The organism is Synechococcus sp. CCAP 1479/10 (genome assembly GCF_019038515.1).
Taxonomy (GTDB): domain Bacteria; phylum Cyanobacteriota; class Cyanobacteriia; order PCC-6307; family Cyanobiaceae; genus Cyanobium.
In genome coordinates, this window is the sequence record NZ_JAFKRJ010000022.1 from 179,024 (window position 1) to 205,314 (window position 26,291).

A 26,291-nucleotide genomic window follows, 5' to 3' on the forward strand; every position below is an offset into this window, starting at 1 on the left:
CCTCAGGCCACCAGGGTCGACCAGGTGAAGGCCAGGCCGATGCCCATCAGCAGGCCGGCGGTGATGTTGACCGCACCGCTGGAGGCTGTGCGGCGCCAGCGCCGGACGGCCGTGAGGGCCACCAGCAGCAGCAGGCTCTGGCTCACCAGCAGACCCACCAGGTAGAAGCCGATCGGGGTGGGTTCCCAGCCGAGGACGGCGCCGCTGAGGGCGTAGCCGTGCAGCAGGAAGGCGGGCACCAGCACGGCCGGGGGCAGGCGCCGGGCCAGCACCAGGCCGGTGAGGGCCACCGAGAGAGCCACCAGCGGCTCGATCCAGGGGAAGCCCGGCAGGGCCAGTCCCAGGGCGTTGCCTACCAGACCGCAGCCCAGCAGGGCCAGCACCCAGCGGAAGGGCTGGACGATGCCCACCAGGCCGATGGCCAGCAGGAACAGCAGGTGGTCGGGGCCCAGGATCGGGTGGGCCAGGCCGCTGAGCAGGCCGGACACCACGCCCGGCTTCATGCCGGTGAGATCCATCAGGTGGTGGGCCGAAGCGGGAGCCGCCAGCAGCAGCGGCAGGGCGCACACAGCGAGCAGGGCGATGGGCAGGGCGATGGGCAGGACGCCGCGCCGCTTGGCCAGGGAAGGCAGATTCATGGATGATCTCCGGTCCTCGCCGGCAGGAAAGTTGTCGTGGGGGGGTGAGCGTTCTGACTGAGGACGCCGGGGCGGGGGCCACGGTGTCCATCACAGCTGCGGGACAGCGGCGGACTTGGGTCACCCCGCACCGCCTTTCCTCCTTGCGTCCTCCCCGTGAAGGGAAGGAACCTCCTGCGGGCCATCCTCCCCCCTTACCGGTCAGAAGCTGCGGTCATCGGGCGGCAACGTCACTGGCTGCGGGCACAATGGGTGGACGGTTCCCGGGGTTCACCTCCGGGAGGAAACGAGGAAAGTCCGGTGCACGGCAGGGTTCTCCCTTCCATCATTCCGGCGCTGTCCCGCAGCTGTGATGGGGTCACCCTCAGCCAGAACGCTCGCCGTGAACCGTTCCTTCCATCCCGGCGCGGACCGGGAACCTCGATGACCCACTTCTCCCGTCTGCGCTCCTGGACCCTGCTGGGGGGCGCCGCCGCCCTCGGTTTCGTGCTCGTCGGCCAGCCGGCCCAGGCCCATGGCCTGGCCCACGGCGGCCTCGGCTACGGCTTCCTCCACCCGATCACCGGAGTCGACCACCTGCTGCTGCTGATCGGGGTCGGCGCCGCCGCCTCCTATGTGTCGGCCCAGCTGCTGCTCTGGGGCCTGGCCGGTGCGGTCCTGGGGGGCCTGGCCGGGGCCATGGGCTTCACCATGCCCTTCGCCGAGGTGCTCGCCGCCCTGGCCATCTCGGCGGTGGCGCTGCTGATCCTGAACGCCCACCGCGAGGGCGGCAGCCCTGGTCTGGCCTTCGCTGGCGGCCTGGTGGCCGCGGCGGTGGCCCTGCATGGCGCCCTGCACGGCGGTGAGGCCCCTGTCGATGCTTCGGCCTTCGGCTGGTGGGCCGGTGCCCTGGCGGCCTCGGTGCTGGTCAGCGGTGGCTCCTTCCTGCTGATGCGCCGCCTTCCCCTGGCCTGGACCACCCGGCTGGCCCTGCTGCTGGCCGTGCTCGGCGGCGCCCTGGCCCTCGTTCCCCTGGCGGCTCAGGCCGGCTGAGGCTCCTGAAGCAGGGCCGCCGCCAGCGCCAGGGCCCCCTGGCAGGCATCGCCGGCGGCCCCCACCAGCCGGCTGCCCGGTAGGGCCAGGGTCAGGCTGCGGCCGAAGGGGTCCCGCAGTTGCTCCAGATGGAGCAGCGCTCCTCCCATCGGGCAGATCGACGGCCCCACCAGATCCAGGCACCGGGCCACTCCTGCCGCCATTGCCGCCAGCGCCCCTGCGTTGTGGTCCATCACGGCGAGGGCCCGGGGATCGCCGGCGGCGGCCAGCCGGTCGAGCACCGGCGCCAGCCGGGCAAAGCCGGCGGCGCCGAACCCGTCGGCCACCACCAGCGCCTTGATCCGCTGGGGAGATCCCGGGTCGTCCGGGTCCAGATCCAGGGCCTCCCAAAGGGCCCGCCGCAGCGGGGTTTCGGGGAGGCGGCCATCGGCCATCTGCAGGCTCAGGGCCAGGCCGTCCCGGCCGATGTCCATGGCCGAACCGGCCCCGTCCAGCAGCCAGCCCCAGCCGGCGCAGCGGTGCTCCCGCCCGCGGCCGTCGCGGCCGACGGCGATGGTGCCGGTGCCGCTGATCACCACGATGCCGGGGCCGGCAGGGAAGGCCCCGCGCAGGGCGGTGCGCTCGTCGCCGGTGACCAGCACCTTCTCCGGGGCCAGCCCCAGGGCGGCGGCCGCCAGGGCTCGCCCCTGGTCCTGCACCGCCGTGCCCTGTTCGATGCCGCTGGCCCCCACCGCGGCCGCCACCAGTACGGCCGTGCCGGCGGACTCGCCGGCGTCGATGAGATGGGCCCGGGCCCGCACCAGGCTCTCCCGCAGGGCGGCCCCGAAGCGCTCGGGACCCTCGGGGGCGGCCAGGTGGCACACGCCGGGGCCGTCCCCTTCCCCGACCACCGGGCCAAGCCCCGGCGGGATGCCATCGCCTACAAGGGCCAGGCGGCAGGTGGTGTGGGTCTGACCGGCGTCGAAGCCGGCGATCAGTCGCATGGCGCTGGATCCGCCGCCGAGGCGGCGAGGGTGGCCAGGCTGAACAGGGCGATCAGCTGCACCTCCGGCCGGAAGAAGATCGTGTCCGTGAGGCCCTGCATCCCCAGCCCCGCGAACACGGCCACCGCCGCCAGGCACGGCAGGGCCAGGGGGGCGCTGCTGCGCCACTGGCCCAGGCCCACCTTCACGGCGCTCAGCAGCAGGCCCAGCCCCGCCAGCAGCCCCGGAATGCCCGCTTCCACCAGCAGTTCCAGAGGAATCGAATAGGCGCTGAGGGCGTTGAACTTGGGCTGCTGATACAGCGGATAGATGAGGTTGAAGGCGCTGTTGCCGGGGCCGATGCCGATCCAGGGGCGGTCCTGGATCATCGCCAGGGCCGAGGTCCAGACGTTGATGCGGAAGTTGTTGGAGCTGTCCTCCCGGCCCGCCACCAGGCTCATCACCCGCACCCGCAGGGGCTCCACCTGGGTGACCAGCAGCACCAGCACCACGGTGGCGCCGGCCAGCAGCAGCAGGGGGAACAGGCGCCGCCACAGGGGCGGCCAGTCGCGGGTCTGGCGCAGCACCAGCAGCAGGGCCAGCAGGCCCAGGGAGGCCACCATGCCCATCCAGGCGCCGCGGCTGTAGGTGAGCACCATCGCCACCAGGCCCAGCACCAGGCTGGCCAGGGCGAACAGCCGCCGGCCCCGTCCCTGCCAGCGCAGCAGGGCCACCACGGCCAGGGGCAGGATCGGCAGCAGGTAGCCCCCCAGCAGGTTGGGGTTCTCCAGGGTGCTGTAGATGCGCACCGTGCCTTCCGCCACCGAGTTGTTGTCCGACCAGCGGGCCAGGGCCCCGGGGGCCTCGTAGAGCTGGCGGATGCCGATCACGCTGGTGATCAGCTCACCCGCCAGCAGGGCGCCCACCAGCCGGTCCCACCAGGCCGGGGCGGCGGCCAGCAGCTGGCGCATCAGGGCGTAGACGCTCAGGTAGCTGAGCAGCTTGAACAGGCCCACCAGGGCGGCCTTCGGCACGGGCGAAAAGCCGGTGGCCACCACGGCGATCGCGATCACCAGCAGCAGCCAGATGTTGATGGCGCCGAGGCGGCCCGGCGGGGTGCGCAGGGCCCAGACCACCCAGAGCAGGGCCGAGGCGGCGATCAGCAGGCTGAGGCCCTCCCGGGTCACCAGGGGCAGGCCGGCCATCAGGGCGCAGAGGATCCAGCCCGCCACCAGGGGCAGGTGGGCGCCGAGGCGGCCGGCGGGCAGGCCGGCCAGCAACCCCTGCCAGCGCAGCAGCAGGGGCACGGGAGCTGGGGCAGGCACCATCAATCCGCTTCAGCGTCGAGGCGATTATCGACGCCACTGGTGGTGGGTTCCAGGTGGGCTTCCAGATCGGCCAGTGGCGGCAGGGGGGCGCTGTTGCGGCGGTAGAGGCTGCGGTGGACCGGCTTGCCCTCGGCCAGCACCTGGCCTTCCCGTTCGGTGGCGACCGGCAGGGGATTCAGCGTGGGCCCGCATTCCTCCTGGCCGGCCAGCTCGAAGGCGCCGCTGGCCCCTACCAGCTGCCGCATCGGGGTGATCAGGGCCTCCACATCGCTCTGCAGGAACAGGGTCCGGCCGGGGGCGAGGGCCGCGGCGATCGCCAGCAGCAGGGCGGGCTGCAGCACCCGGCGCTTGCGGTGGCGCAGCTTGAACCAGGGGTCGGGGAACTGCAGTGTCACCAGTTCCAGCTGCCCGGGGCTCAGCTGCGCCAGCCACTCCGGCAGGTTGACGTTGGCGTTGCCGTAGAGGAAGCGCAGGTTGGTGAGCCCGTCCCGGCGGCGGTCGTCCTCGGCGGCCTCCACCAGGGGCCGGCGGATCTCCAGGCCGAGGTGGTTGCGCTGCGGCGCCAGGGGCGCCATGGCCAGCAGGAAACGGCCCCGGGCGGAGCCGATATCCAGATGCAGGGGCAGGGAGGGATCGGCGAACAGCTCGATCAGTTGCGGCAGGGGCCGCGCCAGCTGGTGGATCCGGCTGAGGGGATTGACGTGCTGACGCACCATCAGAGCGGTGTGGCGGTGCCCCCGGGCGGGTCGTTGGGCACCAGGAAGCCCCAGCTGGCGGTGTAGCCGTGCAGGTGGGTGGTGCCGCCCACCGGGCCGATCTCGCCGTTGCAGAACAGGCCGGCGATCGGCACGGTGCCGAACACCTCCCGGCACAGGTTCACATCGCCGTCGGCCTCGCCGTAGAGGCCTTCGCCCCGGCCCAGGCAGGCGAACAGGAAGGCGGCCAGGGGCTCGCTGCGGCGCCGGGCCTGTCCGGCCAGCAGCTGGCGGGATTCGTCCCGGGAGGCATCGGCATCGCGCAGCTGGAACTGCACCTTCTGGCCCACCCGCATCCGTTCCCCCACCGCCACCGCCCCGTTGCGGGGGTCGACGCCGATCAGGTTGCGCACCAGGAAGGAGCCGGGCGCCTCCGCCACGGGGGTGAGGTCGGCGCTGGGGAGGCTGAAGTCGCTGCGGCCGACGCCGAGGAACAGGGAATGCTTCACCTGCTCCCGCTCGGCCGGGGTGAGGTCGACGAGGATCGACTGCAGGGCGGCCACGGGGCTGTTGCGGGTGCTGCCGCAGCTCACCTCGATCACCACGTTGCGCTGGGCCTGCTCCACCTCCAGCACCGGGCCGATCGGCCGGCAGCCCTGGGCCACCAGGGGATCGAGCCGCCAGGCGCCGCTGATCAGGCAGCCCACCGCCCCGTTGCGGACCGTTTCGGCGGGAGTGTTCGGGGCAGCGCCGCCGCTGTCGAAGAGCAGGGAGCCGTGGGCGGCGCTGTGGGGGCCGGCGATGCCGCCCACCTTGGTGGTGTTGGGGTAGGCGTAATCCAGGCCGCTGATCAGGTCGTTGATGGCGGTGCCGGTGGGATCGAGCAGCAGCAGCATCGACTGGCCGTCCTCGAGTTCGCCCCCCACCCGCTCCCGCCAGGGCTCGGCCGGGCCATCAAGGTCGGGCAGGGAGGTGGTGTCGATGGCGAAGGGATGGAGGCTGGCGCCCGGGAGCCGCAGCAGGGTGACCGTCAGGGCCGGCTGCTGTTCGATCTCATGGGGTGCCCCCGCCGGATCGGTGCCCACCACGCCGCCGCCGACGCAGCCCAGCCAGTGGGCCGCATTGAGCTTCTGCTGCAGCAGGGGCAGCAGGCGGGGCAGGTCGCTGGCGTAGCTGGCGGAGGCGAACACGAGGGCCAGGTCGGCCTCCGGGGCACCCCGGAGCTGCTCGAACACCTGGTTGACGGCTTCCTGGAGCGAGGGATCCCGGCCGAGGGCAGTGCGGCACCAGGGGCCGCCGGGGCGACGCTGCAGCCAGGGAAAGGAGGGGAGGGAACCCATGGACGGACCCTATCGCCTGGGGGGCACACGGATAATGGCGCCTTACCGAACCGAGCGGACGTGCCGGAACAGCTCTATCGCTCCCTGGTCTGGCTCGACGTGCGGCTGGGAATGCTGTTCGCCGTTGGGCTGCCGCTGGTGCTGCTCGTCTGGGCGGCGCTCCGCAAGGAGCAGGCCCTGGTGCGGCTGATGGGCCTCTACTGGAAGGTGGCGAGCCTGCAGCTGATCGCCCTGCTGCTGCTCACGGGCAACCGCCCCACCGGCTTCCTGCTGCTGGTGGTGGCGCCGCTGATGGTGGTGGCCAGTCTGTGGTTCTGGGTGGATCTCAATGAGGAGCTGGCCGACATGCCCCCCTGGCGGGCCCTGCCCCTCACCCTGCGCATCTGGCGCTGGAGCCTGACGCTGCTGTCCCTGGGCGGGGCGAGCCTGGCCGTCACCGCCCTGCCCTGCATGGGCGGCGCCGGTGCCGGTCTTCGCCTCTGCCGGGCCTGGCTGGAGGCCCCCGAGGGGCTCCACGGCGTGGTGGCCCGGGTGTTCGCCTTCGTGTTCGGCGGCGAGTGGACGACGGGGGTGGCCGCCTTCGTCGGCTATGCGGCCCTGGTGGCCTACGTGGTGGGCCTGCTCCAGTGGCTGGTGGTGCGCCTGCCGCGCCTGGGCCGGGTGGCCGGCGAGTTCTGAGCTGTTCTTCGGTGCTGTCCCCCATGACCGACACCACGCCCGACGCCTCCCCCTCCGTTGCGGCCCTGCTGGCGGCGCTGGAAGTCATCAGCCGCGAGCGCCCCGACCGGGTGCTGCGCCTGGTGGGCACCCTGCCGCTGCCGGAGCCGGATCCCGCCGGTGCGGGTGAGGAGCCCTTTGAGCTGCTGATCTTCCGCGGCTTCTCCAGCAGCGTCACCCACCCCACCGCCTTCGACCCCGACCAGCCGGCCCTGCCGGCGTCGGCCCGCATCGCAGCGGCCGAACTGCTGGCCGGCCCCCTCAACCCCAGCGACGAGCGGCTCCTGGCGGGCCCGCTGCCGGCGGCGACCTATCTGGATCCGGGGGCCTGGGAAGGAACGGCAGGGGGCTGATTCGGCGGCCTGCCCGGTGGCTGGGGGGAGGCCATTATGGATTTGTCGCCAACAGCCGTTGGCGGATCAATAGACCAATCAGGACATCCAGGCCATGCCGTGTCTCCCCCCTCACGGTCGTGTTGATTGCAACCTGTGCTTTGAAGGCAAGCCAGTCGTTTTCGACAAGACCAGACGTAAGGAAGGTGACTGGCGCATCACCAACAATCCACTTGCCTGGGGAAGCAGCACTCCTGAAATCGTGGTCCTTGGCTTCTCAAAGGGACCGCGTCAGGCGGGTTCCCTGGCCAGCACACCGCACGACGCGATTGCCTTCAAGAGGGGTCGTGGAAACGTGGCAAAAATCTTTGCCCATCTGGGTCTGCTGCCCGGAGTGCCGATGGAGAGGGGCAGCCAGGCCGTGGATGAACTGATCGCAGACCCATCCGGACGCTTTCATTTTGGCTCCCTGGTGCGCTGCACGGTCGAGCGTTACGACAGGAAGTCGGCCTGTTGGAAGGGATCTGGCGGTGGCATGCTCGATCAGTTTGTTGCCCTGCCGTTTGGACACGACGTGGCCACCAGTTGTGCCAGCCGCTTCCTCGGCTCCCTACCCGAGGCCACGAAGCTCATCGTCATGTTCGGCTTGGGCACTGGCCTCAACTATGTCGACGCAGCCATGAAGATCTTCGGGTTTGCCCGGCCCGGAGAGTGGCGGAAACTGAATGATGTGAGCTATACGGATGGGAAGGTCGTGGTGGTTCATGTCGAGCACTTCTCATCCCAAGGCTCTTTGATCCCAGACTGGCTTGGACTGACGGGCAAGCCCCGCGCGCGCCTAGGGCGCCTGGCTCAGGAGTCCGTCCTGGCCGCCCTAGGGCCAGAGACGTTCTTCCTCTGAGCAGCAGCCTGTATTGCATTGGGGATCAACTCTCTCTTGAACTTGAAGCGGTCCTGATGATCCCCCACGTCCGATTGGCCCGTCCCGTGACGGATCTGCACCGCACGGAGGTGCTGTACTGCGAGGGTCTGGGGCTCACGCGTCTCGACCATTTCGAGAATCACGACGGCTTTGACGGGGTGATGCTGGGAGAGCCGGGCGGAACGTATCACTTTGAATTCACGTACTGCCGTACCCATCCCGTCGCTCCATCACCCACACCGGAAGACTTGCTGGTGTTCTTTATTCCGGACAGGCAGGACTGGCTGAGGCGCTGTGAAGCGATGCAGGCGGCCGGTTTCATGACCGTGGCCTCCCTGAATCCCTACTGGGACAAGGATGGGTGCACCTTTGAAGATCACGACGGCTATCGGATCGTGCTGCAGGCCGCACCCTGGGATGGGGGAGCGGCGGCGATGTAGGGCTCACTGGCGGGCCTCGGTAGAGTCACCGCCAGTGAGCCCACGACGCGTTTGTTCCTGCCAGCCCTTCGATTCGTGCTTCCCCTGGGCGGTCTGGCGCTGGCCCTGGCCCTGCCTTCGGCGGCCCGGGCCGGCAGCTGTGAAGAGAGCTTCGCGCAGAAGGGGAACCCCCTTTCCGGGACGCGTTTCAGTGCTGAAGTCACCGTCGATGCGTTGACCGTGCCGGTGGCGATTCGCCAGCTGCGCGGCATCGCGGCCACCAGGGGCTACGACATCCTCAGCGAGGAGGCGGACGACGGCAGCATGCTGCTGGAGCAGCCGCGATCGGGCGCCGCCCGGCCGTTCCCGATCATCGCCACCGCCCAGGCCGAGCAGGCGGCTGCCCGGGTGAAGCTGGAAGCGAAGCTCCCGGCCGGCATGCTGGCGGGCGCCGGTGGGGCGCGCACCGAACTCTGCGCCATGTTGAACGCCGTCAAAGGTGGCGCTGAAGGCATCGCGGCGGCGGAGCGGAGCGCCGGGGCGGTGTCAACGGCGGCGCCGGTGGTGATCGATGCCCTGGTGCTGTCCCAGCAGATCTCCCAGGAAGCCGACACCAACGCCGCCTCGATTCCCTCCCGCTACCAGGGCAAGACCTTCACGATCAAGGGTCGGGTAGCCCACGTCGCCAAGGATGGCGGTGCCTATCGCATCGCCTACGAGATTCCCAATTCCACCAACGATCTGGCCATCAGGTTCGGCAAGTTCCGCTTCCTCACCCAGATCAGCTGCCTGGCCGCCAAGGGCCAGGGCGCCTATGCCCTCTCCCTGCGGACCGGCCAGGGCATCCAGCTGACGGGTCAGTACAAGGACTACGACCCAGCCCGGCACGTCATGTGGTTCGAGGGCTGCCGGCCGGTCGATTGAGGCCGTGACAACGGCGTGAAGATCCTGTTCTCCATGCATGGCGAGGCGGGCCATCACCTGGGGACGTTCCGGCTGGCCAGGGCCCTGGTGTCCCGGGGCCACCGGGTGACCTATCTCGGGCTTCCCCGGGTGAGGCAACTGGTGGAGGGCCAGGGCTTCGCGTTCATCGAATTCGCGGGCGATCTCTTTGCCACGCCCGGCGACGGGCAGGAGCCCCCGGCGGCGGACGCCCTGTTTCGCCGCTACACCACCGCCATCGTCGACGGCACTCTCGATGCCTGCCTGCTCTCGGCCCGGCCGGACCTGCTGCTCTGTGATTCGTTCCTCTGGTACGTGGCCCTGCGGGCCCTGCGGCTGGGCCTCCCGACCATCCAGATCTCCACCTCGCTGTTCCTCTTCGACAACGCCCGCATCCCCCCGGCGGTGACCTCCCTCAGGCCGGGCCGGGGCGTGCTCTCGGCCCTGCGGATCTCCCTGGCCTGGAAGCTGATGCATCTGCGGTATCTGGCCACCAAGCGCCTGGCTTCCCGGCTATTCGGTGCCTACCGGGCCCCGCTGCGGATGCACCACCTCACCGACACCTTTCTGTGGGTGGCCCGGCAGTCCGGCATCCGCCTGCGGCGCAACGTCACCTATCTCCAGGATGAGATCGGCCCGCACCTGATCCTGCCCGAGCTTGTGCTGTGTCCGGCCGCCTTCCAGCTGCCGGGCCCGCGGGCGAAGGAGCGGCGCCATTGCGGTGATTTCATTGATTTCCAGCGCCAGGAGCCGCCGCTGCCGTTCGATCCCTCCGGCCGGACGACCATCCTCTGCTCGCTGGGTACGAGCGCGGGGGCCTACCCGCAGGCCCGGCGGTTCTTTGCGGCCGTGGCCGAAGCCAGCGCCCTGGCACCGGAGTGGTTCTTCGTGCTCCACATCAGCGATCCAGCCCTCATCGGCGCGTTCGCGTCATCCGCCAATCTGCTGGTGGTGCCCTGGATTTCCCAGCTCACGCTGCTGCGCCATGCGGCCGTGATGGTTCACCATGGCGGCCTCAATTCGATCATGGAATGTGTACAGAACGACGTTCCCATGGTGATCCTTCCCTGCGCCAGGGATCAGCCGGGCAATGCCGTCCGGGCGGCCCACCATCAGCTGGCCCTCACGGCGGAGGCCCGATCGATCACGGCCGACCGACTGCGCCAGCTGATCGGCGAGGCCATGGCTGATCCGGGACTGAAGCGGGGCCTCAGGCGCATGAAGGAACAGATCGAACGGGAGCGTGGGCTGCAGCAGGCGGTGGCCTTCATTGAAGGCATCACGGCCGACTTCACGGCCGGCGACGACATCGACGAGCCTTGAATGATTCTTTCGCATCTTTATGTCGTGCTAACTTCAATATGACTCTGCATGCCCACGGCAAGGGTCCCCCCCTGTGTGTCTTCACCACAGCCGTCGGCCTGTCACTGGAGGATGTCGCGCAGATCAGGACGATCCCCTCGAGTGTGATGCTGCCGACGATGAACTCCCGCTCGGGCCAACTGGAGAATGAAGGCGTCACCGAGGACTTCGTGTACCCGTCCCATCCCCGGTTCCGACCTCTGCAAGACCTGCATCCACGCCATCACGCTGCCTGCGAACATTCCGGCCTTCGCGTTCGACAAGGCAGCGGAGTGAGGCCAGCATTGCCGTGAGTGATTCCAGCGTGGCCCTGCCGTCGTCCCTGGCCTACGGGGCACTCATCGACTCCGTTCTGGCGGCCCATCCCGAGCGCCCTGCGCTGGCGGAGCGTGCCTATGTCGTTGCGGCCGACCCCGCCACGGGAACCACCCATCGCCAGACCCTGGCGGAGTTCCGCCCCATCACCTACCGAACGCTGCGGGATCGGGTCCGTGGCCTGGTCGCGGCCTGGCGCAGCGATCCCGCTGGCGTCATCCGGCGCGGGGAGCGGGTGGCGATCATCGGGTTCGCCAGCATCGACTACGCCGTCATCGACCTGGCCCTGGCCTACACCGGGGCCGTGCCGATGCCCCTGTCGGGGCATCATTCAGTCGCCGAGTTCGACGCCATCCTGGAGCGGACCACCCCAGCGGCGCTGGCCGTCTCCATCGCCCAGCTGCCCGCGATGGTGGACCTGTTGCGGCGCCACGGCTGCATCCGGCAGCTGATCGTCTTCGACGCCGACACCCGGATCACGGCCGAGCGGAATCACCTGGAGGAGGCCGAGCGAACGCTCCGGGCGGCCGGGTCGTCGGTACCCATGGTGCTCCTGCCGGATCTCATCGTCCGCGGCCAGGACGACGCTGCTGACCTCCCTCCCCCGGCCGCCGTCGACCCGGAGGCGATGGCCCTGCTGATCCACACCTCGGGAAGCACCGGTCAGCCGAAGGGGGCCTGCATTTCCGCTGCGGCCCTGGTCAACACCTGGCGCCAGGTCTCCGGTCCTGACCCGAAGGTGGCGGTGGTGCTCGCTCCCTTCCACCACATGATGGGCAGGGATTCGATGGTCACCGCCCTGAACTGCGGTGGCCTGGCCTGCTTCACCCTGAAGCCGGATCTCTCCACCGTCTTCGAGGACATCCGTCTGGCCCGCCCGACGGGGCTGGTGCTGTTTCCGCGCCTCTGTGAGTGGATCGATCAGCACCTGCGAACGACCCTGTCCGACGACCTGCGGTTCTTCCTGGGCGACCGGCTGCAGTCGATCGTCGTGGCCTCGGCGCCGATCGCGCCCCGTATCCGGGCCCTGATGGAGGACACCTTCGGGGTGCCGGTGCATGAGGGCTACAGCAGCACCGAGACGGCCAGCGGGGGCCTGGCCATGAACGGCCGGCTCAACCGGCCCAACGTCATCGCCTACCGGCTGCGGGATGTGCCGGAGTCGGGCTACTTCCTCACCGACCGCCCTTACCCAAGGGGCGAGTTGTGCGTGAAGACACGGTTCGGCATCCGGGGGTACTTCAGGAACCCGGAAGCGACGGCGGCCCTGTTCGATGCCGACGGCTTCTGCTGCACCGGGGATGTGGTCGAGGAGCGCGGCCCCGGCCAGATCGCCCTCATCGACCGCCGCCGGAACGTCATCAAGCTGTCGCAGGGGGAGTACGTCGCCGTCGGCGTGCTGGAGCAGCTGTTCGCCGACGGCTGCGCCTCGGTGGCCCAGATCCATGTCCATGGCGAGAGCAGCCGTTCTTACCTGCTGGCGGTCGTGGTGCCGGACCCTGAGGCCCTGGCGCGGCGGCCCCGGCCCCCCGCCGACGACGCCGAGCTGATCGTCCTGGTGCGTGAGGAGATGGTGCAGCTGGCCGGCGAGAAGGGCCTGAAGAGCTTCGAAATTCCCCGGGATCTCCTGCTGGCGGACGAACCCTTCTCCCATGCCAATGGCCTGCTGTCCTCCCTGGGCAAACCGCTCCGGCCCGCCATCCGCCAGCGGTATCAGGCGGCCCTGGCCGCCCTCTATGACAGCCACGACCGTCTCGGTGATGCGGCCCTGGCCTCCCTCCGCCGGCCCGGCGCCGCGCTGGGCCTCGAGGAGCGGCTGCGGCTGCTGCTGGGCAGCACCCTCGGCGTCCACGACCAGGCGTCCCTGCAGGATCGCTGCTTCCGCGATCTGGGCGGCGACTCCCTGGCGGCCGTTCAGCTGTCGGTGCGGATCGAGGCGGAGTTCGGCGTCGCCATCGAGGCCAGCCAGATCCTCGGGCCCGACGGCACGATCGCGGCCTGGGCGCGGATTCTCCGGGCCGACGGCTCCGGCCCGGCCCGGGAGCCGGCCGCCGACGTGCTCGTCGCCGACGACTTCCGGGTGGAGGCCTTCATCGATACGGCCACGCTGCGGGCGGCGGCGCAACTGCCACCGGCTTCAGGGCCGGCCCGCTCGCTGCTGCTCACCGGGGCGAACGGGTTTCTGGGCGGCCGCGTCGCCCTGGCCTGGCTGGAGCGCCTGGCCACCAGCGGCGGCCGGCTGGTGTGTCTGGTCCGGCCCAGCCGCACCCAGTCGGCCCGGGAGCGCCTCGACGCCCGCTTCGCCCACCTCGAGCCGGCCACCGCGGCGCGCTGGCGCACCCTTGCGGAGCAGCACCTGGAGGTGGTGGCCGGCGACATCGGCGAGCTGCGGCTGGGGCTGGACGCTGCCACCTACGAGCGGTTGGCCCACAGCCTCGAGGCCATCGTCCATTGCGCGGCCCTGGTCAATCACCGGCTGGACTACCGCCACCTCCGCCGACCCAATGTCATCGGCACCGCCGAGGTGGTGCGGCTGGCGCTGACGCACCGGCGAAAGTCGATCGACATGGTCTCCACCATCGGCGTGGCCCCGCTGAAGGAGCGCGTCCGTCTCGATGGCTCCTATGCCAACGGCTACATCGCCAGCAAGTGGGCCTGCGAGCAGCTGCTGGGCTCCACCCACGCCACCACGGGCCTGCCGATCCGCATCCTGCGATCGGGGCTGGTGCTGCCCGATCGGCACCTGGCCGGGGAATGCAACCCGGACGACATTCTCTCGCGGCTGATCCACAGCCTCCTGCTCACGGGCCTGGCCCCCCCGGCCTTCAGCGTCACCGATGCAACCGGCCAGGCGGCGGGCTTCCGGGCCAGCGGCCTGCCGGTGGATCAGCTGGCGCAGGCGATCGTGGCCCTCGGGGATGGCGCCCCCGAGGGCTTCCACCAAATCACCCTCGGTGGCCCCGCCGAGGGCGGCTTTCCCCTGGAGGCCCTGGTGGAGCGGATCGAGGCGGCGGGCTTCCCCCTGGAGCGAACGGCCAGCTACGGGGAGTGGCTGGAGCGGATCGAGCCGGCCCTGCGGCGGCTGCCCGCGGCCCAGCGATCGCTCTCGCTGCTCGATGTGCTGGAGGCGTACCGCCCCGCCCCGGTCCCGGCGGCGGCGGTGCCTGGGGCCGAGGCGTTCGCGGACTTCCCGGTGGCCTACCTGGGCAAGGTCTGCGCCGACGCCATCGCGGCCGCCGGCGTCGGTGCTGCCTGAGTCAGGGCCCCGCCGGGACCAGGGTCAGCGCAGGGCGGCGGGAGGTTGTCCCGCCAGCCAGTGCTCCTCGATGGCCTCGAGGCTCCGGCCCCGGGTCTCCGGCATCACGAAGGCCCAGAAGGGCAGCGCCAGGGCGGCGATGCCGGCATTGACGAAGAACACCACCGCCAGTCCCAGGGCATCGGCGAGCATGGGGAACAGGAAGGACGCCGCCATGCCGCAGAGGAGCTGGAAGGCGATCACGAAGCCGATGGCCCGATCCCTCACCGCCTGGGGAAAGATCTCCGACACGACCATGCCGCAGACGGAGGCCAGGCTCAGGGAAAAGGAGCAGACGAAGAGGATGAAACAGATCAGGACGAGATATTGAACGGCAGGGGTGCCCTGGGGCAGCACGGCAAAGATCAGCCCGAAGCCGATTGAGCTGGTGAGGATGCCGAGGATGCCCATCAGGAACTGGGTGCGGCGCCCCAGCCGATCGACCAGCAGGAAGGAGAGTGAGGACATGGCCAGGCCGAAGCCACCGACCCCGATGGTGGTCAGCAGGATGGCGGTGGTGGGATCGGTCACGCCGCAGGCCTGAAAGATCGTCGGGCTGTAGTAGGTGACGATGATGATGCCCGTGCATTCCTGGAAGAACACCAGGGCCAGGCCGATCAGCAGGGGAGGCCGGATGGTTTTCGAGAACAGGGGCATCGCCCCCGGGCCCGCCGAGGTGTGCTCGACGCTGGCCCTGAGCTGGGCCACCTCCTCCCTGGGGTTGCCGACGCAGAGCCTCTGCAGCATCCGCTCCGCCGTGCTGAAGCGGGACTGGGTGATCAGCCAGCGCGGCGATTCCGGCAGGAACAGGGCGCCGATCCCCAGCAACAGCGCCGGCACGGAACCCAGGTAGAGCATCGCCCTCCATCCCTCCGGCACGGCCATCAGCAGGGTGCTGGTGCCGTAGGCGCTGAGGGAGCCGATGCCCACCGCCAGATTCTGAATGTTGTTCAGCCGGCCCCGGATCGGGGCCGGGGCGATTTCGGTGATGTAGAGCGGCACGATGCTGGCGGTCACCCCGGTGGCCAGGCCGGTGACGAGGCGACCGAGCACCAGGATCTGCACCGAGTCGGCGAGGCCGGAGACGGCGGTGCCGACGATGAGCACCACGGTCGTCGTCATCAGCATGTAGCGCCGGCCGAAGGCCCCCGCCAGATGGCCGCTGATGAACGATCCCAGGATCGCCCCCACCAGCACCGAGCTCACCACCAGCCCGCTGCTGAAGGGGGTGAGGGCGAACGCCGTGCGGATCTGCAGCAGGGCCCCGGCGATGATCGTCAGGTTGTAGCCGAAGAAGATGCCGCCGATGGTCACCACGGTGGTGGCCAGGGTGGCGGCGATCTCATTGCGCTCATCGGCGGTCCCTGAGCGGTGCCAGGTGCGGCGGATCTGGGAGAAACGCAGCCGCCGGGTCTCCGGGTAGAGGAAGAAGCACAGCGGCAGCGCCACCAGGGCCGTGGCCAGCGACACCCCGTAGACCGCCAGGGTGTCGGCCGGGGAGTCGACCGAAAGGGCGGCGACCACCATGACGGCATTGATCAGCCAGTTGACGGTGATCGGAATGCTCATCGAGAGACCCCGCACCGGCAGCGGGTACATCTCGGCCACGAACAGCCAGGGCAGGGGCCCCAGGCCGATGGCGAAGAAGAACACGTACCCGAGGATCAGGAAGGGGCTGACGGCCACCGCCAGCGGCGGGAACGCGGTGGTGGTGGCGTCGAGAATCAACCCGGCCAGGCAGAGGGCCAGGCCCGCCAGGCCCGTCAGCAGCAGGGGCCGGCGGCCGATGCGATCGACGAGCAGCACAAACAGGAGTGTGCTGAACAGATTCACCAGGCCGACCACGATCACCGGATCCCAGCCCAGATCGAAGCCCTGGAACAGGGAGCCGTCGCCCGCCAGCTGCAGCACGAAGTTGATGCCGCTCAGCTGCTGGATGGCGAACAGCAGGATGCCGATCCCCAGAAGTTTTCGGTTCGAGGGCTCCAGCAGCGCCACCCACACATTGGGATGGCTGTCCGCCAGGCTCTCTTCGATCGCGGCCACCTCCGGCTCCACGTTGGGGCCGTGGATCAGCTTCAGCACGGCGCGGGCGGCATCCCCATCGCCCTGCTTGATCAGCCAGGCGGGGGAATCCGGCAGGATGATCGCGCCGGCGCTGACGCCCACGGCAAGGATGCCGCTGATCGTGTACAGCTGGGAAATGTCCTGGCCGTCCACCAGCCTCGTCTCGATGACGAAGGCGAGCACGATGCCCAGGGTGATGCTGAGTTGGTTGAGGGACACCAGGGCGCCCCGGTGCCGGGCTGGGGAGATCTCGGCGATGTAGAGCGGGATCGCCAGGGAGGTGACCCCGACGATGATCCCGAGGAAGAAGCGGGCCACCACCAGCTCCTCGAAACGCTCGGAGATGGCGCAGGCAAAGCCGAAGAAGGCGTAGCAGGCCGCACTGGTGGTGATCACATCGCGGCGGCTCAGGCCATCCCCGAAGCGGCCCATGAACACGGCCCCGAGGATGGCCCCGAGGAAGAAGGCGCCGCTCAGCAGCACCTGGGAGCCGAGGGTCAACGACCAGTCGCTGGCGGCCGTCGCGGCCACCAGCCCGAGGGTCGTGGCGTTGAAGCCGAAGAGCAGGCCCCCCAGGGAGGCCAGCAGCGCGAAGATCCAGACCCTGGGTAGCACCGCTCAGCCGGCCGGGACGGCGGCGGCGGCGGCGGGTCGTCCGACGCGGCTGGTCTGGGGGTTGTGGCGGGCGGTCTCCAGCAGGGCCATGCGGCTGTCGAAGAGGGTTTCGGGGTCCACCTGCTTGCCCTCGCCGCAGACACAGTTGAGGCTCATCGCCTGGAGATCGCGGTGCTCGCGCAGCAGGCGCAGGTTGCCGTACTCCTCCTTCTGGTGGCAGGTCTCGGCGTACTGGCAGGGGGCATAGACCTCCTCCCGCAGGGCCGGAACGAAGCCGGGGTCCAGCACGGAGCCAAGCCGGCCCGTGCGGGTGTCGGCGTAGCTGGTGCAGGGGAAGACATCGCCCCAGTTGTCGACGATCAGGTAGTCATGGCCGGCGGAACAGAGACGCCCCTTGCCGCCGTAGAGGCCCACCAGCAGGGCGGCCAGGAAGCGGATCTCCCGGCCCAGGGGGCCGCTGTCGGCCATGGTGCGGAACACCTCCAGGCCGGGTTCACCGGCCGCCAGCAGCTCCTCGATCGGGTCCGCACTGAGGAAATGGCGGGCCCGCTTGTCTACATCGACGGCGTCGCTCATCGCCTCGGTGGGGGGCACATCGAAGCCGGGGAACTTCAGATCCGCGGAGGTGGGGATCGCCCGCTCGGCGCAGCGCGCCAGGGCGTCGCGGATGATCGCCACGTTGTCGGTGGCGAGCAGGGTGTTGACCACCACGTCGAAGCCCAGATCGGCGGCCAGGGTGACGTTGCCGAGGAAGTCGTCGAGGGCGATCTCGGTGTGATGGAAGGTGCAGAAGAGTTTGAGCTTGGAGGGCTCGATCAGGCCGGCCAGTTCGGGAAGCCGCTTCCTGAACAGGGAGGCGTTGGTCTGCACCTCCACGAAGGCCACGTTGGGCTGGGCAGTCAGCCAGATCAGATCCGCGATCACGTCGGCGTTGAGGAAGGGCTCCCCGTGCACGTCGTAACGAACGCCGATGCGATAGGGCAGGGAGGCGGCCCATTCGATGGCCGTGCGCGCCATGCCCCGGCCCTGCTCGGTGCCCCACATGTTGCGCTTCGTGCCCCGGCTGTAGTCGATGCCGCTCACCTGGCTCTGGCCCGCCGCCGCCACGCAGTAGTTGCAGCTGAAGTTGCACTTCAGCATCCGCACGGAGATGCGGATCTTGAGGAACGTTTCGCCGTCCAGGGGAAAGGGGTTGGCCATGCGGGGGAAGAGAAGGCTTTGGGGGGACGGTCCATCGGCGGGCTGGTCTATCGGCGGGCTGGTCAATCGGCGAGCTTGACGACGATCTTGCAGTCGCCGCCGGCGATGTCGTCCGGGTGCTCGAGCACGGATCGCAGCCGCTCCAGCCCCTCCATGGTGCTGCTGACGATCCGGTCCAGCGGCAGGACCCCGGAAAGGCACAGGTCGATCAGCCGCTCGTAGACCCCGCCGAGGTGGCCGCGCAGCCCCATGACGCTGATGGCGTTGGTGATCATGTGGTCGACCGCCCCGATCCGCAGGGCCTGTCCGCCCCTGCCCAGCAGGGCCACCCGTCCTCCCGGGGCGATCTGGCGGAACACCGCATCAACGTTGGCCAGCACGCCGGAGGCTTCCACCACCACGTCCCAGCCGCCGTCCGGGATCTCCAGCGCCTCCGCCGATTCCGCCACCTGGTCGGCCCAGGCCGCGGCGAAGTCCCTGCGGTAGGTGGAGGGCTCGACCACGGCCACCAACGCGGCGCCGTGGAGCCGGCGCGCCATCATGGCGACCAGCAGGCCGATCGGTCCGGCGCCGAAGACCAGCACTCGCTCGCCCGGTGCCATCTGGGTCTTCCGGCAGGCCAGCAGGGCCACCCCGGCCGGCTCCAGACAGGCGGCCATCTGCAGGCCCCGCTCGCTCTCGGCCAGCCGGCCGATGGCCACGGCCGATCGGGCGGGCACATCGGCGATCGCGGCGAACAGCCCGTCCTTCTCCATGCCCAGCAGCCGGGCGTCCAGGCACTGGTTGAAGGCGCCGGAGCGGCAGGAGCGGCAGGCCCCGCAGCTGAGCACGGATTCCGGCGCCACGATGTCGCCGACCCGGAACCGTGTGACGTCGGAGCCGGTGGCGATCACCCGGCCGATTCCCTCATGGCCCAGCACCCGGCCCTGCAGGGGAATCGAGGCGGGGGCGGAACTGCGCACGAACCCCAGCGGATCCCGCTGGGTCATGTGGAGGTCGGTGCCGCAGATGCCGACCCGCAGCATCTGCAACCGCAACGAGCCGGGATGGAGGGGCTGGAGATGCCGTTCTTCCAGGGCGACCCGGGGATCCCTGTAGCGCTGGTTGGTCTGCCGTGGTTCTGCGCCGTTGCCGGTTTCGGTGGCGTGGAGCACCAGGCTGCGGACGGTGGTGGCGCCGGGGGTCATGCGTCCGATCCGGCGTCCTCCATCTGCCGATGCTCGTGGCAGCACCGGCCGCTGTCAACCGCAGGACAGTGGGCTTCGGCAGACAAACCCAGGGGGGCCGGCCATCATGACGGGGCCGGCAGGAGGGCCATGGCCGCCAGGGACCCGATCCGGGACTTCTTCAGCTTCCTGCTGGGTGGGGTGCTCTTCACCATGGGGGCGTTCCTGTTCTTCAACCAGGTGATGGTCAGCTCCGTGCCGATGGGCCTGGGGCTCCGCTTCGGCCGGCGCTTCGGGGGTGGCTGGGGTGGGGCCGGATCGGCCTGGGGTGGCGGCTGGGGGGGCGGCTTCGGGCTGTCTCAGGGCCTGGGCGGCGGCTTCGGCCTGCTGCTGATCCCGCTGACGATCGGGGTGTGCCTGCTGTTCGCCCTGCGCAACCAGCGCTGGGGCTGGTTCCTGGTGCTGGCCTCGGTGGCGGCCCTGGCGGTGGGCGTGCTCCAGACCCTGATCATGAGCTTCCAGCCCACCTCGCTCTGGAACCTGCTGACGATGTTCGCCCTGATCGGCAGCGGCGGCGGGCTGATGTTCCGTTCACTGATGGCCTACGACGATGGCAAGGACCGGCAAGAGCGACAGGACCGCGGGGAGCCCGAAGACCGTTGAGGACCTGATCGTCGAGATGGAGCCGGTGCCCCCCGGGGGACGGCCCCCATCACCACCGGCCCTTCCCCCGGCCTCCGGACCCTCCTGGTTCCCGATCCTGCAACGGCTGCTGGCTGTGGGTCTGGTGCTGGTGGGCTTCGGCGCCGGCTGGATGGCGGCCGGGCTGCGGGCGTCCCTGGCCGAGAAGCCGGCCGCCGGCGGCGGGCGGGGCGAGACCCGCCAGGACCTGCTCGCCGATGGCTGGGTGGAATCGGACCAGGGGGTGTTCACCCGCCGCTGCCAGGGGATCTGCCGCAAGCCCCGCCTCTATGGCGGCGGCATCATCGACGTGATGGAGGTCGCCTGCCTGGAGCGTCCCTGCGGCGAGATCCAGGCGACGTTCGCTGCGCTCGATGGCCAGGGCCGGGAGGTCGACAAGGTGGTCGAGACCAAAATCGGACGCCAGGGGGAACGGTTGCAGCTCGTGATCGAATCGACGAAGCCGCAGTCCCGCAGCTTCGCGTTGGTTGACTTCCGTGCCAAGGCCAGGGTGGAGTGAGGACCCTCTGGGGTTCCAGGCCTTGAAGACACTCCCCTTCGACGACGGCGCTGCCATGCCGATGCTCGGCCTGGGCACCTGGAACGCCCCTCCGGGCGAGGTGGGTGCGGCGGTGACGGCGGCCTTGCAGCTGGGCTACCGCCACATCGACTGTGCCGCCATCTACGGCAACGAGGCGGAGATCGGCGAGGCCCTGGCGGCGGCGATCCGCTCGGGCCTGGTGAGCCGCGACGAGCTCTGGATCACCTCCAAGCTCTGGAACAACGCCCATGCCCCCGAGGACGTGGCCCCGGCCCTGGAGCGCACCCTGGCCGATCTGCAGCTCGACCACCTCGATCTGTATCTGATCCACTGGCCCGTGGCCTTCCGGCCTGGGGTGCTGATGCCCGAGGGCGCCGGCGACCTGGTGTCGCTGGAGACCCTGCCGATCGCGGCCACCTGGGCGGCGATGGAAGCGGCCGTGGACGAGGGCCTGTGCCGCCACATCGGCGTCAGCAACTTCGGCATGGCCACCCTCTACAGCCTGCTGGGGCAGGCGCGCATCCGGCCGGCCATGAACCAGGTGGAGCTCCACCCCTACCTGCAGCAGAAGAGGCTGTTCGCCTTCTGTGAGGCCCACGGTGTGCACCTCACGGGCTACTCGCCCCTGGGCACCCCGGGCCTGCCCCCCCAGATGCGGCCCCCCGGCCAGCCGGTGCTGCTGGAGGACCCCACCATCACGGCGATCGCTACCAAGCGGGACCTCACGCCGGCCCAGGTGGTGCTGGGCTGGGCCCTGCAGCGCGGCACCGCCGTGATTCCCAAGTCGGTGTCACCGGCGCGCCTGGCCGAGAACCTCGCCGCCGCCGAGGTCGAGCTGGCTCCCGAAGACATGGAGGCGATCGACGGGCTCGACCGGAGCCATCGCTTCATCGACGGCACCTTCTGGGTGAAGGAGGGCGGCCCCTACACCCTGGAGTCGCTCTGGGCCTGATCAGGACCCGCAGCGAGCTTCGAGGAGGGAGTCAGGCTCCCTGGGGAAGGACTGGCGATCGGTGACGGATGGGTGTCCGTTGGCTCCCCCACGCCGTGCTGACGCCGCCTGAGCTGCATCAGAAACGTTGCGGCATTCTCCTCAAGCTTCCGGCCGGTGAGCGATTTGATGAATTTGTCAAAGGGATTGAGGTCGACAAGGTAGTTGCCGATTTTTACGCCCAGGGGCTCCAGGTGCTTGCCAGGCAGTTCGACCGTCAGCAGCGGATAGTGACGATCCCTCAAAACCTGAAGTAACCAGAACACATCACTTTCTTCCTGGTCCTTTCCGCCCGTGCACGGCTTCACAGCACTGCCGGCGATCGTGTCTTTGTCAAAGGAGATGACCGCGGTGAGGTTGAACAGCTGACTTCGTTGGATGAGACATTGCGTCTGGCCCCTCGTGGGTTTCACGCCCAGTCCAACGTCATCAAGGAAACGAGCAAAGGCTTTGATGGGAATGGCGCTTTCCGTATCGCTGATGTCGGGAGCCAGCAGCAACGACGGTTGGGACAGGATCGAGGCCTCATTCAGTCCCGCATTGTCGAGGACGGCCGCGATGTGTTGGGAGACCTGCTTCTCTGTGCAGGGTTCCACCGCCTGCCTGCCCTGGTCGCCACTCAGGCACTCCAGTAACGCAATGTACTTGCACCCAAGGCTGTGTCCCAGCCAGAAGAAGTTGGCCTGCTCCTGATAGAAGGCATGGCCCGTGATCTTGGCAAGTTCCTTGCGAAGGACATCCTGCTCTTTCAGCAAGCCGATCGCAATGTCCCAATGGCGAAAGCTGAATCGGAAGGGCAGGGCAATGATGGTGTATCCCTCTTCAAACAGCCGTCTCAAGAAATAGCGATAGAAGACGGTTGGGAAGCTGCCGAAGAAGGCGCCACCCATGAACTGGATCACCCCTTTGGGCTCAGGATGAATCGCAATCCAGCTATGGCTGATCGGTCTGAACCTGAAGGCTGGAGCCATGGTCGTTCCCCGGGAAGGACGTGGTGGCGGCAGTGATGCCTGTAGGAATGGCGGAGGCTATGGATGTGGTCTGGGGGGATGGTGTGTCTCCATCCCCCTGGCCCTGGAGGTTCAAGCCCTAGTTCAGGGTGAGCAGGCCACCGTTCTGAACCGTCAGCCCATAGGCAATCTGATCAAGTCCCCTGTCGACGATATTGGGAGCTGTGGTGTTATCGAAGAACGTGCCCCGCTGCTCCGCTGTCACCAGGACTTTTGTCCCCGCTGGTGGCATTCCTCCCAAGGACGAGAGCTGAAGATCCACAAAGCCGCGAGCTTCAATGTCCAAAGCGGCGAGAGCCGCGTCCGTGGGGCTGGGCTGCAGGATGAACAGGGCCGTTGCGTCCGCAGGAAGGAACAGGGGGGAAAACCGATACTTATTCCCAACACCTGCCAACGGCGCAGCCGTGTTCAGTCCGGACGTATCGACAAACGTAATGACTTCATCCAAGGTCACTCCCGCGGGGAGCCGGGTCGTGAAGACCAGGGACAAGACGAGATCATACGGATTGATATTGGCGATGGTCAGAAAGTAGCCCTGAAGGACGTTGCGGCCCAGGTTTTTGACATCATTGAAGCCGGGTGGCAGGGTCGCAGGCAGCTGGGGCGTGAGCAGGACTTCAAAGGTGGAGACGAGGGGCATGGCCGTAGCTCTCTTTGATGGGATGGCAGTATCCGTCTAGAATCTGTGTTGAGAATGACCAGGCGAATACCTCCAGGACCATCGCCTGATTGAAAGCCCAGGGCTGTGATCTTGATGACACGATCATGTCCTGTTGGTTAGGCCATCCGGGGATCAAGCCGCCGCCGCAGGTAGGCGATGGCCAGGTCGCCGCATTCGGCCACCAGCCGGTCGCGGCGGCCCTGCTCCTGGGTGGCCGCCAGCCAGAGGAGATGGCCGACGGTCTTGACCAGCACGTAGGCGATCAGGTGGCCCTCCTCCTCGCTGAGGTGGCTGCCTTCGGCTGAGGCCTTTTCGACGATCAGGCCGCTCCAGTCGTTGATCAGCCGGACGTCGGCCTCCTCCTCGATGGCCAGCAGCTCGGGGGTGGCGCTCTGCACATCCAGGAAGATGGCGGGGTAGCCGGGGTGGTCGCGGAAGAAGCGATCGGTGAGGGCCACGGCGGCGGTGATCGAGTCCTCCAGGGAGAGAGTGCGGCCGTCCCCCTTGTCGAAGAAGGCCGTGAGCAGCTCGTGCAGCTGCTCGGCGTAGAGCTGGGCGAGGCTGCGCAGGATCGCCCCCTTGTCGGGGAAGAACTGGTAGAGGGAGCCGATCGGCACCCCGGCTTTGGCGGCGATGGCGTTGGTGGTGGTGCTGCCGACGCCGCCGGCCACGAACAGCTCCTCGGCGGCCGCCAGGATCCGCCGCACCCGCTCCTGGCTGCGGGCCTGGCGGGGCTGGCGGCGCAGGGGCGAGGGCTCCCTGGGGGCGGCTGTGGCGTCGGCCATGGCGGGAAGCGGCAGACCGGGAAAACCTGAGCGATCCTCGCATCCCATTGACAAAGGCGAGGGATGCTCATAATTTCTTGGACGTGAGGACTACTCACGTTCTTTCGCCTTCGCACCGATGACCACCACCGTTTTCCGTCCCTTCCCCGCCCCAGCCGCGGCGTCGTTCGAGGCCCAGGAGCTGCCGCCCCAGCTGTTCCGCGTCCTCGGCACCTTCGTGGCCATGAGCGGCGGCGACACCGACCTCGAGCTGGTGGGGGCCCTGGCCGACGCCCTGCTGGAGACGCCCTCCTATGCCCTGATGGCCGAGCAACTGCGCCGCGATCCGGACTGTGCCGCGTTGATCGAGGCGCGCTGGATCCCCCCGGCCCACGACCTGCAGCAGCTGGCCGCCCTGCCCGAAGGCAGCCTCGGCCACGCCTACGCGGCGTCGCTGGCACGGCTGGGCTACGACCCCAACCTGCACGCCGGCATGGCGCCCGGAAGTGATGCGGCCTATGTGGAGCTGCGGCTCAGCCAGACCCACGACCTCTGGCACGTGATCACCGGCTTCGACACCACGGTGACCGGCGAGATCGGCCTGCAGGCCTTCCATCTCACCCAGTTCCCCTACCCCCTGGGGGCGGTGCTCACGGCCCAGGCCCTGGTGTCGGCCACCCTCGGGGCCCCCGAGCTGCTGCCGGAGCTGGTGGAGACGATCCGCACCGGGCTGCAGATGGGCCTGGAGGCCAGGCCCCTGTTCGCCCAGCGCTGGGAGGAGGGCTGGGAGCGGCCGCTGCACGAGTGGCGCGAGGCGCTGCAGCTGCGGCCCTTCGCTGAGCGGGTGGGGCAGCTGTGAGCGGGACGGCCGTGGGCGGATCCCTGTTGCGGCGGCCGGGCTTCCGCTGGCTCTGGCTGGGCCAGACGCTGCTGTTCGCCGGCGTCCAGTTCTGGTTCGTCGCCGTCACCTGGCTGATGCTGCAGCGCACGGGCTCGGGCACCCCCCTGGCCCTGGTGCTGATGGCGGCGGCCCTGCCCCGGGGGCTGCTGCTGCTGCTGGGCGGCGTGCTCAGCGACCGCCATCCGCCCCGGACGATGGCCGTGCGGGCCGGAACGATCCTGGCGACGGCCACCGGGGTGCTCACCCTGCTGGCCAGCCGCGACGCCCTCGACCTGGGCCCGGTGCTGCTGCTGGCGGCCGTGTTCGGGGCGGCGGAGGCCTGCCTCTACCCGGCAGCCCTCGCCCTGCTGCCCCGCCTGCTGGAGGACCGCCATCTCGGCCGGGCCCACGCCTGGCTCCAGGGCAGCGAGCAGATCAGCAACGTGGCCGGCCCGGCCCTGGCGGGGCTGGCCCTGGCCGTGGCCGGGGCGACGGCGGCCCTGGCCTTTGACACCGCTTTGCTGGTGCTCGCCGTGGGCTGCTTCGTGCAGGTGCGGCCTTCCTTGGCCGCTGCGGGCCCAGCGGCAACGGGGGGCCTGGGGCAGGGCCTGCGGGAGGGGATCGCCTTCGCCTGGGGCCACGGGGCGATCCGCACGGGCCTGGTGCTGATCGCCATGATCAACCTGGCCGTGCTGGGCCCGGTGGTGATCGGCGTGGTGGAGCTGGTGACGCTGCGCTTCGGCGGTGGCGCCGCCACCTACGGCTGGCTCCAGGCCGCCTACGGCGTGGGTGCCCTGGTGGGGGTCTGGTGGGCCGGCCGGTTCGGCGCCATCGCCCATCCGGGGCGCGCGCTGGGCTGGCTGTCGGCCGGGCTGGGGGCGGGCCTGCTGGGGCTGGCGGTGGCCGGCCAGTGGTGGACGGCGGCCGCCCTGCTGGCGGCGATGGGGATCGGCGGCGGCCTGGTGGGGGTGCTGGCCACGGCCTGGTTGCAGCGGGAGACCCCGGCACCCCTGCAGGGCCGGGTGATGGCCCTGGCGATGCTGGCCGGTGTTGCCTTCGATCCCCTGTCCCAGGCTCTCTCGGGGGTGCTGATCGACATCTCCTTGCCGGGGCTGTTCTTGGTCGCCGGGGGGAGCCTGCTGCTCACGGTGCCGTTTGCTCTGGGTAGTGCGCGGGGGTGAGCGGGGTGGATCTCTTTGTGGGACTTGAAGTGCTCAGGGTGAGCAGGGTGGCAAGACTTGGGTATCTCTGGATACAGGGGGTTATCGGATCTGTGAACCATCGCTAGAAAGCGTCAGTTGCTCTTGAGAGGCTGTGCAGCATCGGGAGTTCAGGCCATCCGCCCTGCCGCTGGCCAGGCGGTTCTCGGAAAGGGAGCACGTGGGAGGAGTGGTTCTCGGAACCGTCCAGTGACTT

General features: G+C 69.3%; 24 protein-coding genes and 2 riboswitches. Of the genes, 13 read left to right on the forward strand and 11 right to left on the reverse strand.

The window, feature by feature from the left end; translation table 11 throughout:
• Window positions 1–2 precede the first annotated feature (2 nt).
• Window positions 3–638, reverse strand: a complete 636-nt coding sequence (locus KUG39_RS06870) for a HupE/UreJ family protein (protein ID WP_216913996.1) — start codon at window positions 636–638, stop codon at window positions 3–5.
• Between the two features lie 26 nt (window positions 639–664).
• Window positions 665–828, reverse strand: a riboswitch (cobalamin riboswitch).
• Window positions 829–878: 50 nt separating this feature from the next.
• Window positions 879–1,037: riboswitch (cobalamin riboswitch) on the forward strand.
• A 24-nt stretch (window positions 1,038–1,061) separates the two neighbouring features.
• Between KUG39_RS06870 and KUG39_RS06875 the strand changes: the two genes are divergently transcribed.
• Window positions 1,062–1,670 carry a HupE/UreJ family protein gene (locus KUG39_RS06875; protein ID WP_216913994.1) on the forward strand — a complete coding sequence of 203 codons (609 nt, stop codon included), beginning with the start codon at window positions 1,062–1,064 and terminating at the stop codon, window positions 1,668–1,670.
• Here KUG39_RS06875 and KUG39_RS06880 read toward each other — a convergent pair.
• From KUG39_RS06880 to KUG39_RS06895, 4 genes are read right to left on the reverse strand one after another with little or no spacing between them, the layout of a single operon-like run.
• A complete protein-coding gene (locus KUG39_RS06880; protein WP_216913992.1) occupies window positions 1,658–2,653 on the reverse strand; it encodes an N-acetylglucosamine kinase in 996 nt (331 codons plus the stop codon). The genes KUG39_RS06875 and KUG39_RS06880 overlap by 13 nt on opposite strands.
• Window positions 2,644–3,960 (reverse strand): IctB family putative bicarbonate transporter, encoded by a 1,317-nt coding sequence (locus tag KUG39_RS06885; protein ID WP_216913990.1) that lies wholly within the window; start codon window positions 3,958–3,960, stop codon window positions 2,644–2,646. The genes KUG39_RS06880 and KUG39_RS06885 overlap by 10 nt, the downstream gene beginning before the upstream one ends.
• Window positions 3,960–4,673 (reverse strand): tRNA (guanosine(46)-N7)-methyltransferase TrmB, encoded by a 714-nt coding sequence (gene trmB / locus KUG39_RS06890; RefSeq protein ID WP_216914041.1) that lies wholly within the window; start codon window positions 4,671–4,673, stop codon window positions 3,960–3,962. Before trmB ends, KUG39_RS06885 begins: the two co-directional genes overlap by 1 nt.
• A 2-nt stretch (window positions 4,674–4,675) precedes the next feature.
• On the reverse strand, window positions 4,676–5,995 hold the full coding sequence (locus KUG39_RS06895) for an FIST signal transduction protein (RefSeq protein ID WP_216913988.1): 1,320 nt from the start codon (window positions 5,993–5,995) through the stop codon (window positions 4,676–4,678).
• Window positions 5,996–6,055: 60 nt separating this feature from the next.
• On the opposite strand from KUG39_RS06895, the gene KUG39_RS06900 reads away from it, so the two are divergent.
• From KUG39_RS06900 to KUG39_RS06930, 7 genes are all read left to right on the forward strand, one after another.
• Entirely contained in the window at window positions 6,056–6,673 is a 618-nt protein-coding gene (locus KUG39_RS06900) for a DUF3177 family protein (RefSeq protein ID WP_216913986.1), read from the forward strand.
• Between the two features lie 23 nt (window positions 6,674–6,696).
• Window positions 6,697–7,065 carry a DUF7734 family protein gene (locus tag KUG39_RS06905; RefSeq protein ID WP_216913984.1) on the forward strand — a complete coding sequence of 123 codons (369 nt, stop codon included), beginning with the start codon at window positions 6,697–6,699 and terminating at the stop codon, window positions 7,063–7,065.
• A gap of 94 nt (window positions 7,066–7,159) precedes the next feature.
• Window positions 7,160–7,945, forward strand: a complete 786-nt coding sequence (locus KUG39_RS06910; protein WP_216913982.1) for a hypothetical protein — start codon at window positions 7,160–7,162, stop codon at window positions 7,943–7,945.
• 56 nt (window positions 7,946–8,001) lie between these two features.
• The gene (locus KUG39_RS06915; protein WP_216913980.1) at window positions 8,002–8,406 is read left to right on the forward strand and encodes a VOC family protein; all 405 of its coding nucleotides are present in this window, start codon (window positions 8,002–8,004) and stop codon (window positions 8,404–8,406) included.
• 51 nt (window positions 8,407–8,457) lie between these two features.
• Window positions 8,458–9,309 (forward strand): hypothetical protein, encoded by an 852-nt coding sequence (locus KUG39_RS06920; protein ID WP_286193006.1) that lies wholly within the window; start codon window positions 8,458–8,460, stop codon window positions 9,307–9,309.
• A 15-nt stretch (window positions 9,310–9,324) separates the two neighbouring features.
• The gene (locus KUG39_RS06925) at window positions 9,325–10,650 is read left to right on the forward strand and encodes a glycosyltransferase (RefSeq protein ID WP_216913978.1); all 1,326 of its coding nucleotides are present in this window, start codon (window positions 9,325–9,327) and stop codon (window positions 10,648–10,650) included.
• Window positions 10,651–10,978: 328 nt separating this feature from the next.
• Entirely contained in the window at window positions 10,979–14,260 is a 3,282-nt protein-coding gene (locus KUG39_RS06930) for an SDR family oxidoreductase (RefSeq protein WP_216913976.1), read from the forward strand.
• A 24-nt stretch (window positions 14,261–14,284) separates the two neighbouring features.
• Here KUG39_RS06930 and KUG39_RS06935 read toward each other — a convergent pair whose 3' ends face one another.
• The 3 genes from KUG39_RS06935 to KUG39_RS06945 all read right to left on the reverse strand — a co-directional run bounded on the left by KUG39_RS06935 (window position 14,285) and on the right by KUG39_RS06945 (window position 19,368).
• On the reverse strand, window positions 14,285–16,981 hold the full coding sequence (locus KUG39_RS06935) for a sugar porter family MFS transporter (RefSeq protein ID WP_216913974.1): 2,697 nt from the start codon (window positions 16,979–16,981) through the stop codon (window positions 14,285–14,287).
• 3 nt (window positions 16,982–16,984) lie between these two features.
• Window positions 16,985–18,181 (reverse strand): radical SAM protein, encoded by a 1,197-nt coding sequence (locus tag KUG39_RS06940; protein ID WP_216913972.1) that lies wholly within the window; start codon window positions 18,179–18,181, stop codon window positions 16,985–16,987.
• 62 nt (window positions 18,182–18,243) lie between these two features.
• Window positions 18,244–19,368, reverse strand: coding sequence for a zinc-dependent alcohol dehydrogenase (locus tag KUG39_RS06945; RefSeq protein WP_216913970.1), 1,125 nt, complete (start codon window positions 19,366–19,368; stop codon window positions 18,244–18,246).
• 129 nt (window positions 19,369–19,497) lie between these two features.
• On the opposite strand from KUG39_RS06945, the gene KUG39_RS06950 reads away from it, so the two are divergent.
• Genes KUG39_RS06950 through KUG39_RS06960 form a run of 3 tightly spaced genes read left to right on the forward strand, consistent with a single transcriptional unit; the run spans window position 19,498 to window position 21,521 of the window.
• Window positions 19,498–20,010, forward strand: a complete 513-nt coding sequence (locus KUG39_RS06950; protein WP_216913968.1) for a hypothetical protein — start codon at window positions 19,498–19,500, stop codon at window positions 20,008–20,010.
• A gap of 16 nt (window positions 20,011–20,026) precedes the next feature.
• Complete coding sequence (locus tag KUG39_RS06955; protein ID WP_216913966.1) at window positions 20,027–20,548, forward strand: hypothetical protein; 522 nt, start codon at window positions 20,027–20,029, stop codon at window positions 20,546–20,548.
• Window positions 20,549–20,570: 22 nt separating this feature from the next.
• On the forward strand, window positions 20,571–21,521 hold the full coding sequence (locus tag KUG39_RS06960; protein ID WP_286193005.1) for an aldo/keto reductase: 951 nt from the start codon (window positions 20,571–20,573) through the stop codon (window positions 21,519–21,521).
• Here KUG39_RS06960 and KUG39_RS06965 read toward each other — a convergent pair.
• The 3 genes from KUG39_RS06965 to KUG39_RS06975 all read right to left on the reverse strand — a co-directional run bounded on the left by KUG39_RS06965 (window position 21,494) and on the right by KUG39_RS06975 (window position 24,016).
• Window positions 21,494–22,531 (reverse strand): DUF1350 family protein, encoded by a 1,038-nt coding sequence (locus KUG39_RS06965; protein WP_216913965.1) that lies wholly within the window; start codon window positions 22,529–22,531, stop codon window positions 21,494–21,496. The genes KUG39_RS06960 and KUG39_RS06965 overlap by 28 nt on opposite strands.
• Before the next feature lie 118 nt (window positions 22,532–22,649).
• Window positions 22,650–23,210 carry a hypothetical protein gene (locus KUG39_RS06970; RefSeq protein WP_216913964.1) on the reverse strand — a complete coding sequence of 187 codons (561 nt, stop codon included), beginning with the start codon at window positions 23,208–23,210 and terminating at the stop codon, window positions 22,650–22,652.
• A 137-nt stretch (window positions 23,211–23,347) separates the two neighbouring features.
• Window positions 23,348–24,016: a TetR/AcrR family transcriptional regulator gene (locus tag KUG39_RS06975; protein ID WP_216913962.1), complete on the reverse strand. Its 669-nt coding sequence runs from the start codon at window positions 24,014–24,016 to the stop codon at window positions 23,348–23,350.
• A 118-nt stretch (window positions 24,017–24,134) separates the two neighbouring features.
• Between KUG39_RS06975 and KUG39_RS06980 the strand changes: the two genes are divergently transcribed.
• On the forward strand, window positions 24,135–24,854 hold the full coding sequence (locus tag KUG39_RS06980; RefSeq protein WP_216913960.1) for a Coq4 family protein: 720 nt from the start codon (window positions 24,135–24,137) through the stop codon (window positions 24,852–24,854).
• A gap of 11 nt (window positions 24,855–24,865) precedes the next feature.
• A complete protein-coding gene (locus KUG39_RS06985; RefSeq protein ID WP_216918265.1) occupies window positions 24,866–26,056 on the forward strand; it encodes an MFS transporter in 1,191 nt (396 codons plus the stop codon).
• Window positions 26,057–26,291 lie beyond the last annotated feature (235 nt).

What these genes read in the sequence shown, in the direction of transcription:
- KUG39_RS06870 (WP_216913996.1), bottom strand. Translation starts at nt 638, where the DNA reads ATGAATCTGCCTTCCCTGGCCAAGCGGCGCGGCGTCCTGCCCATCGCC.
- KUG39_RS06875 (WP_216913994.1), top strand. Translation starts at nt 1,062, where the DNA reads ATGACCCACTTCTCCCGTCTGCGCTCCTGGACCCTGCTGGGGGGCGCC.
- KUG39_RS06880 (WP_216913992.1), bottom strand. Translation starts at nt 2,653, where the DNA reads ATGCGACTGATCGCCGGCTTCGACGCCGGTCAGACCCACACCACCTGC.
- KUG39_RS06885 (WP_216913990.1), bottom strand. Translation starts at nt 3,960, where the DNA reads ATGGTGCCTGCCCCAGCTCCCGTGCCCCTGCTGCTGCGCTGGCAGGGG.
- KUG39_RS06895 (WP_216913988.1), bottom strand. Translation starts at nt 5,995, where the DNA reads ATGGGTTCCCTCCCCTCCTTTCCCTGGCTGCAGCGTCGCCCCGGCGGC.
- KUG39_RS06905 (WP_216913984.1), top strand. Translation starts at nt 6,697, where the DNA reads ATGACCGACACCACGCCCGACGCCTCCCCCTCCGTTGCGGCCCTGCTG.
- KUG39_RS06910 (WP_216913982.1), top strand. Translation starts at nt 7,160, where the DNA reads ATGCCGTGTCTCCCCCCTCACGGTCGTGTTGATTGCAACCTGTGCTTT.
- KUG39_RS06915 (WP_216913980.1), top strand. Translation starts at nt 8,002, where the DNA reads ATGATCCCCCACGTCCGATTGGCCCGTCCCGTGACGGATCTGCACCGC.
- KUG39_RS06940 (WP_216913972.1), bottom strand. Translation starts at nt 18,181, where the DNA reads ATGGCCAACCCCTTTCCCCTGGACGGCGAAACGTTCCTCAAGATCCGC.
- KUG39_RS06945 (WP_216913970.1), bottom strand. Translation starts at nt 19,368, where the DNA reads ATGACCCCCGGCGCCACCACCGTCCGCAGCCTGGTGCTCCACGCCACC.
- KUG39_RS06950 (WP_216913968.1), top strand. Translation starts at nt 19,498, where the DNA reads ATGGCCGCCAGGGACCCGATCCGGGACTTCTTCAGCTTCCTGCTGGGT.
- KUG39_RS06955 (WP_216913966.1), top strand. Translation starts at nt 20,027, where the DNA reads ATGGAGCCGGTGCCCCCCGGGGGACGGCCCCCATCACCACCGGCCCTT.
- KUG39_RS06965 (WP_216913965.1), bottom strand. Translation starts at nt 22,531, where the DNA reads ATGGCTCCAGCCTTCAGGTTCAGACCGATCAGCCATAGCTGGATTGCG.
- KUG39_RS06970 (WP_216913964.1), bottom strand. Translation starts at nt 23,210, where the DNA reads ATGCCCCTCGTCTCCACCTTTGAAGTCCTGCTCACGCCCCAGCTGCCT.
- KUG39_RS06975 (WP_216913962.1), bottom strand. Translation starts at nt 24,016, where the DNA reads ATGGCCGACGCCACAGCCGCCCCCAGGGAGCCCTCGCCCCTGCGCCGC.
- KUG39_RS06980 (WP_216913960.1), top strand. Translation starts at nt 24,135, where the DNA reads ATGACCACCACCGTTTTCCGTCCCTTCCCCGCCCCAGCCGCGGCGTCG.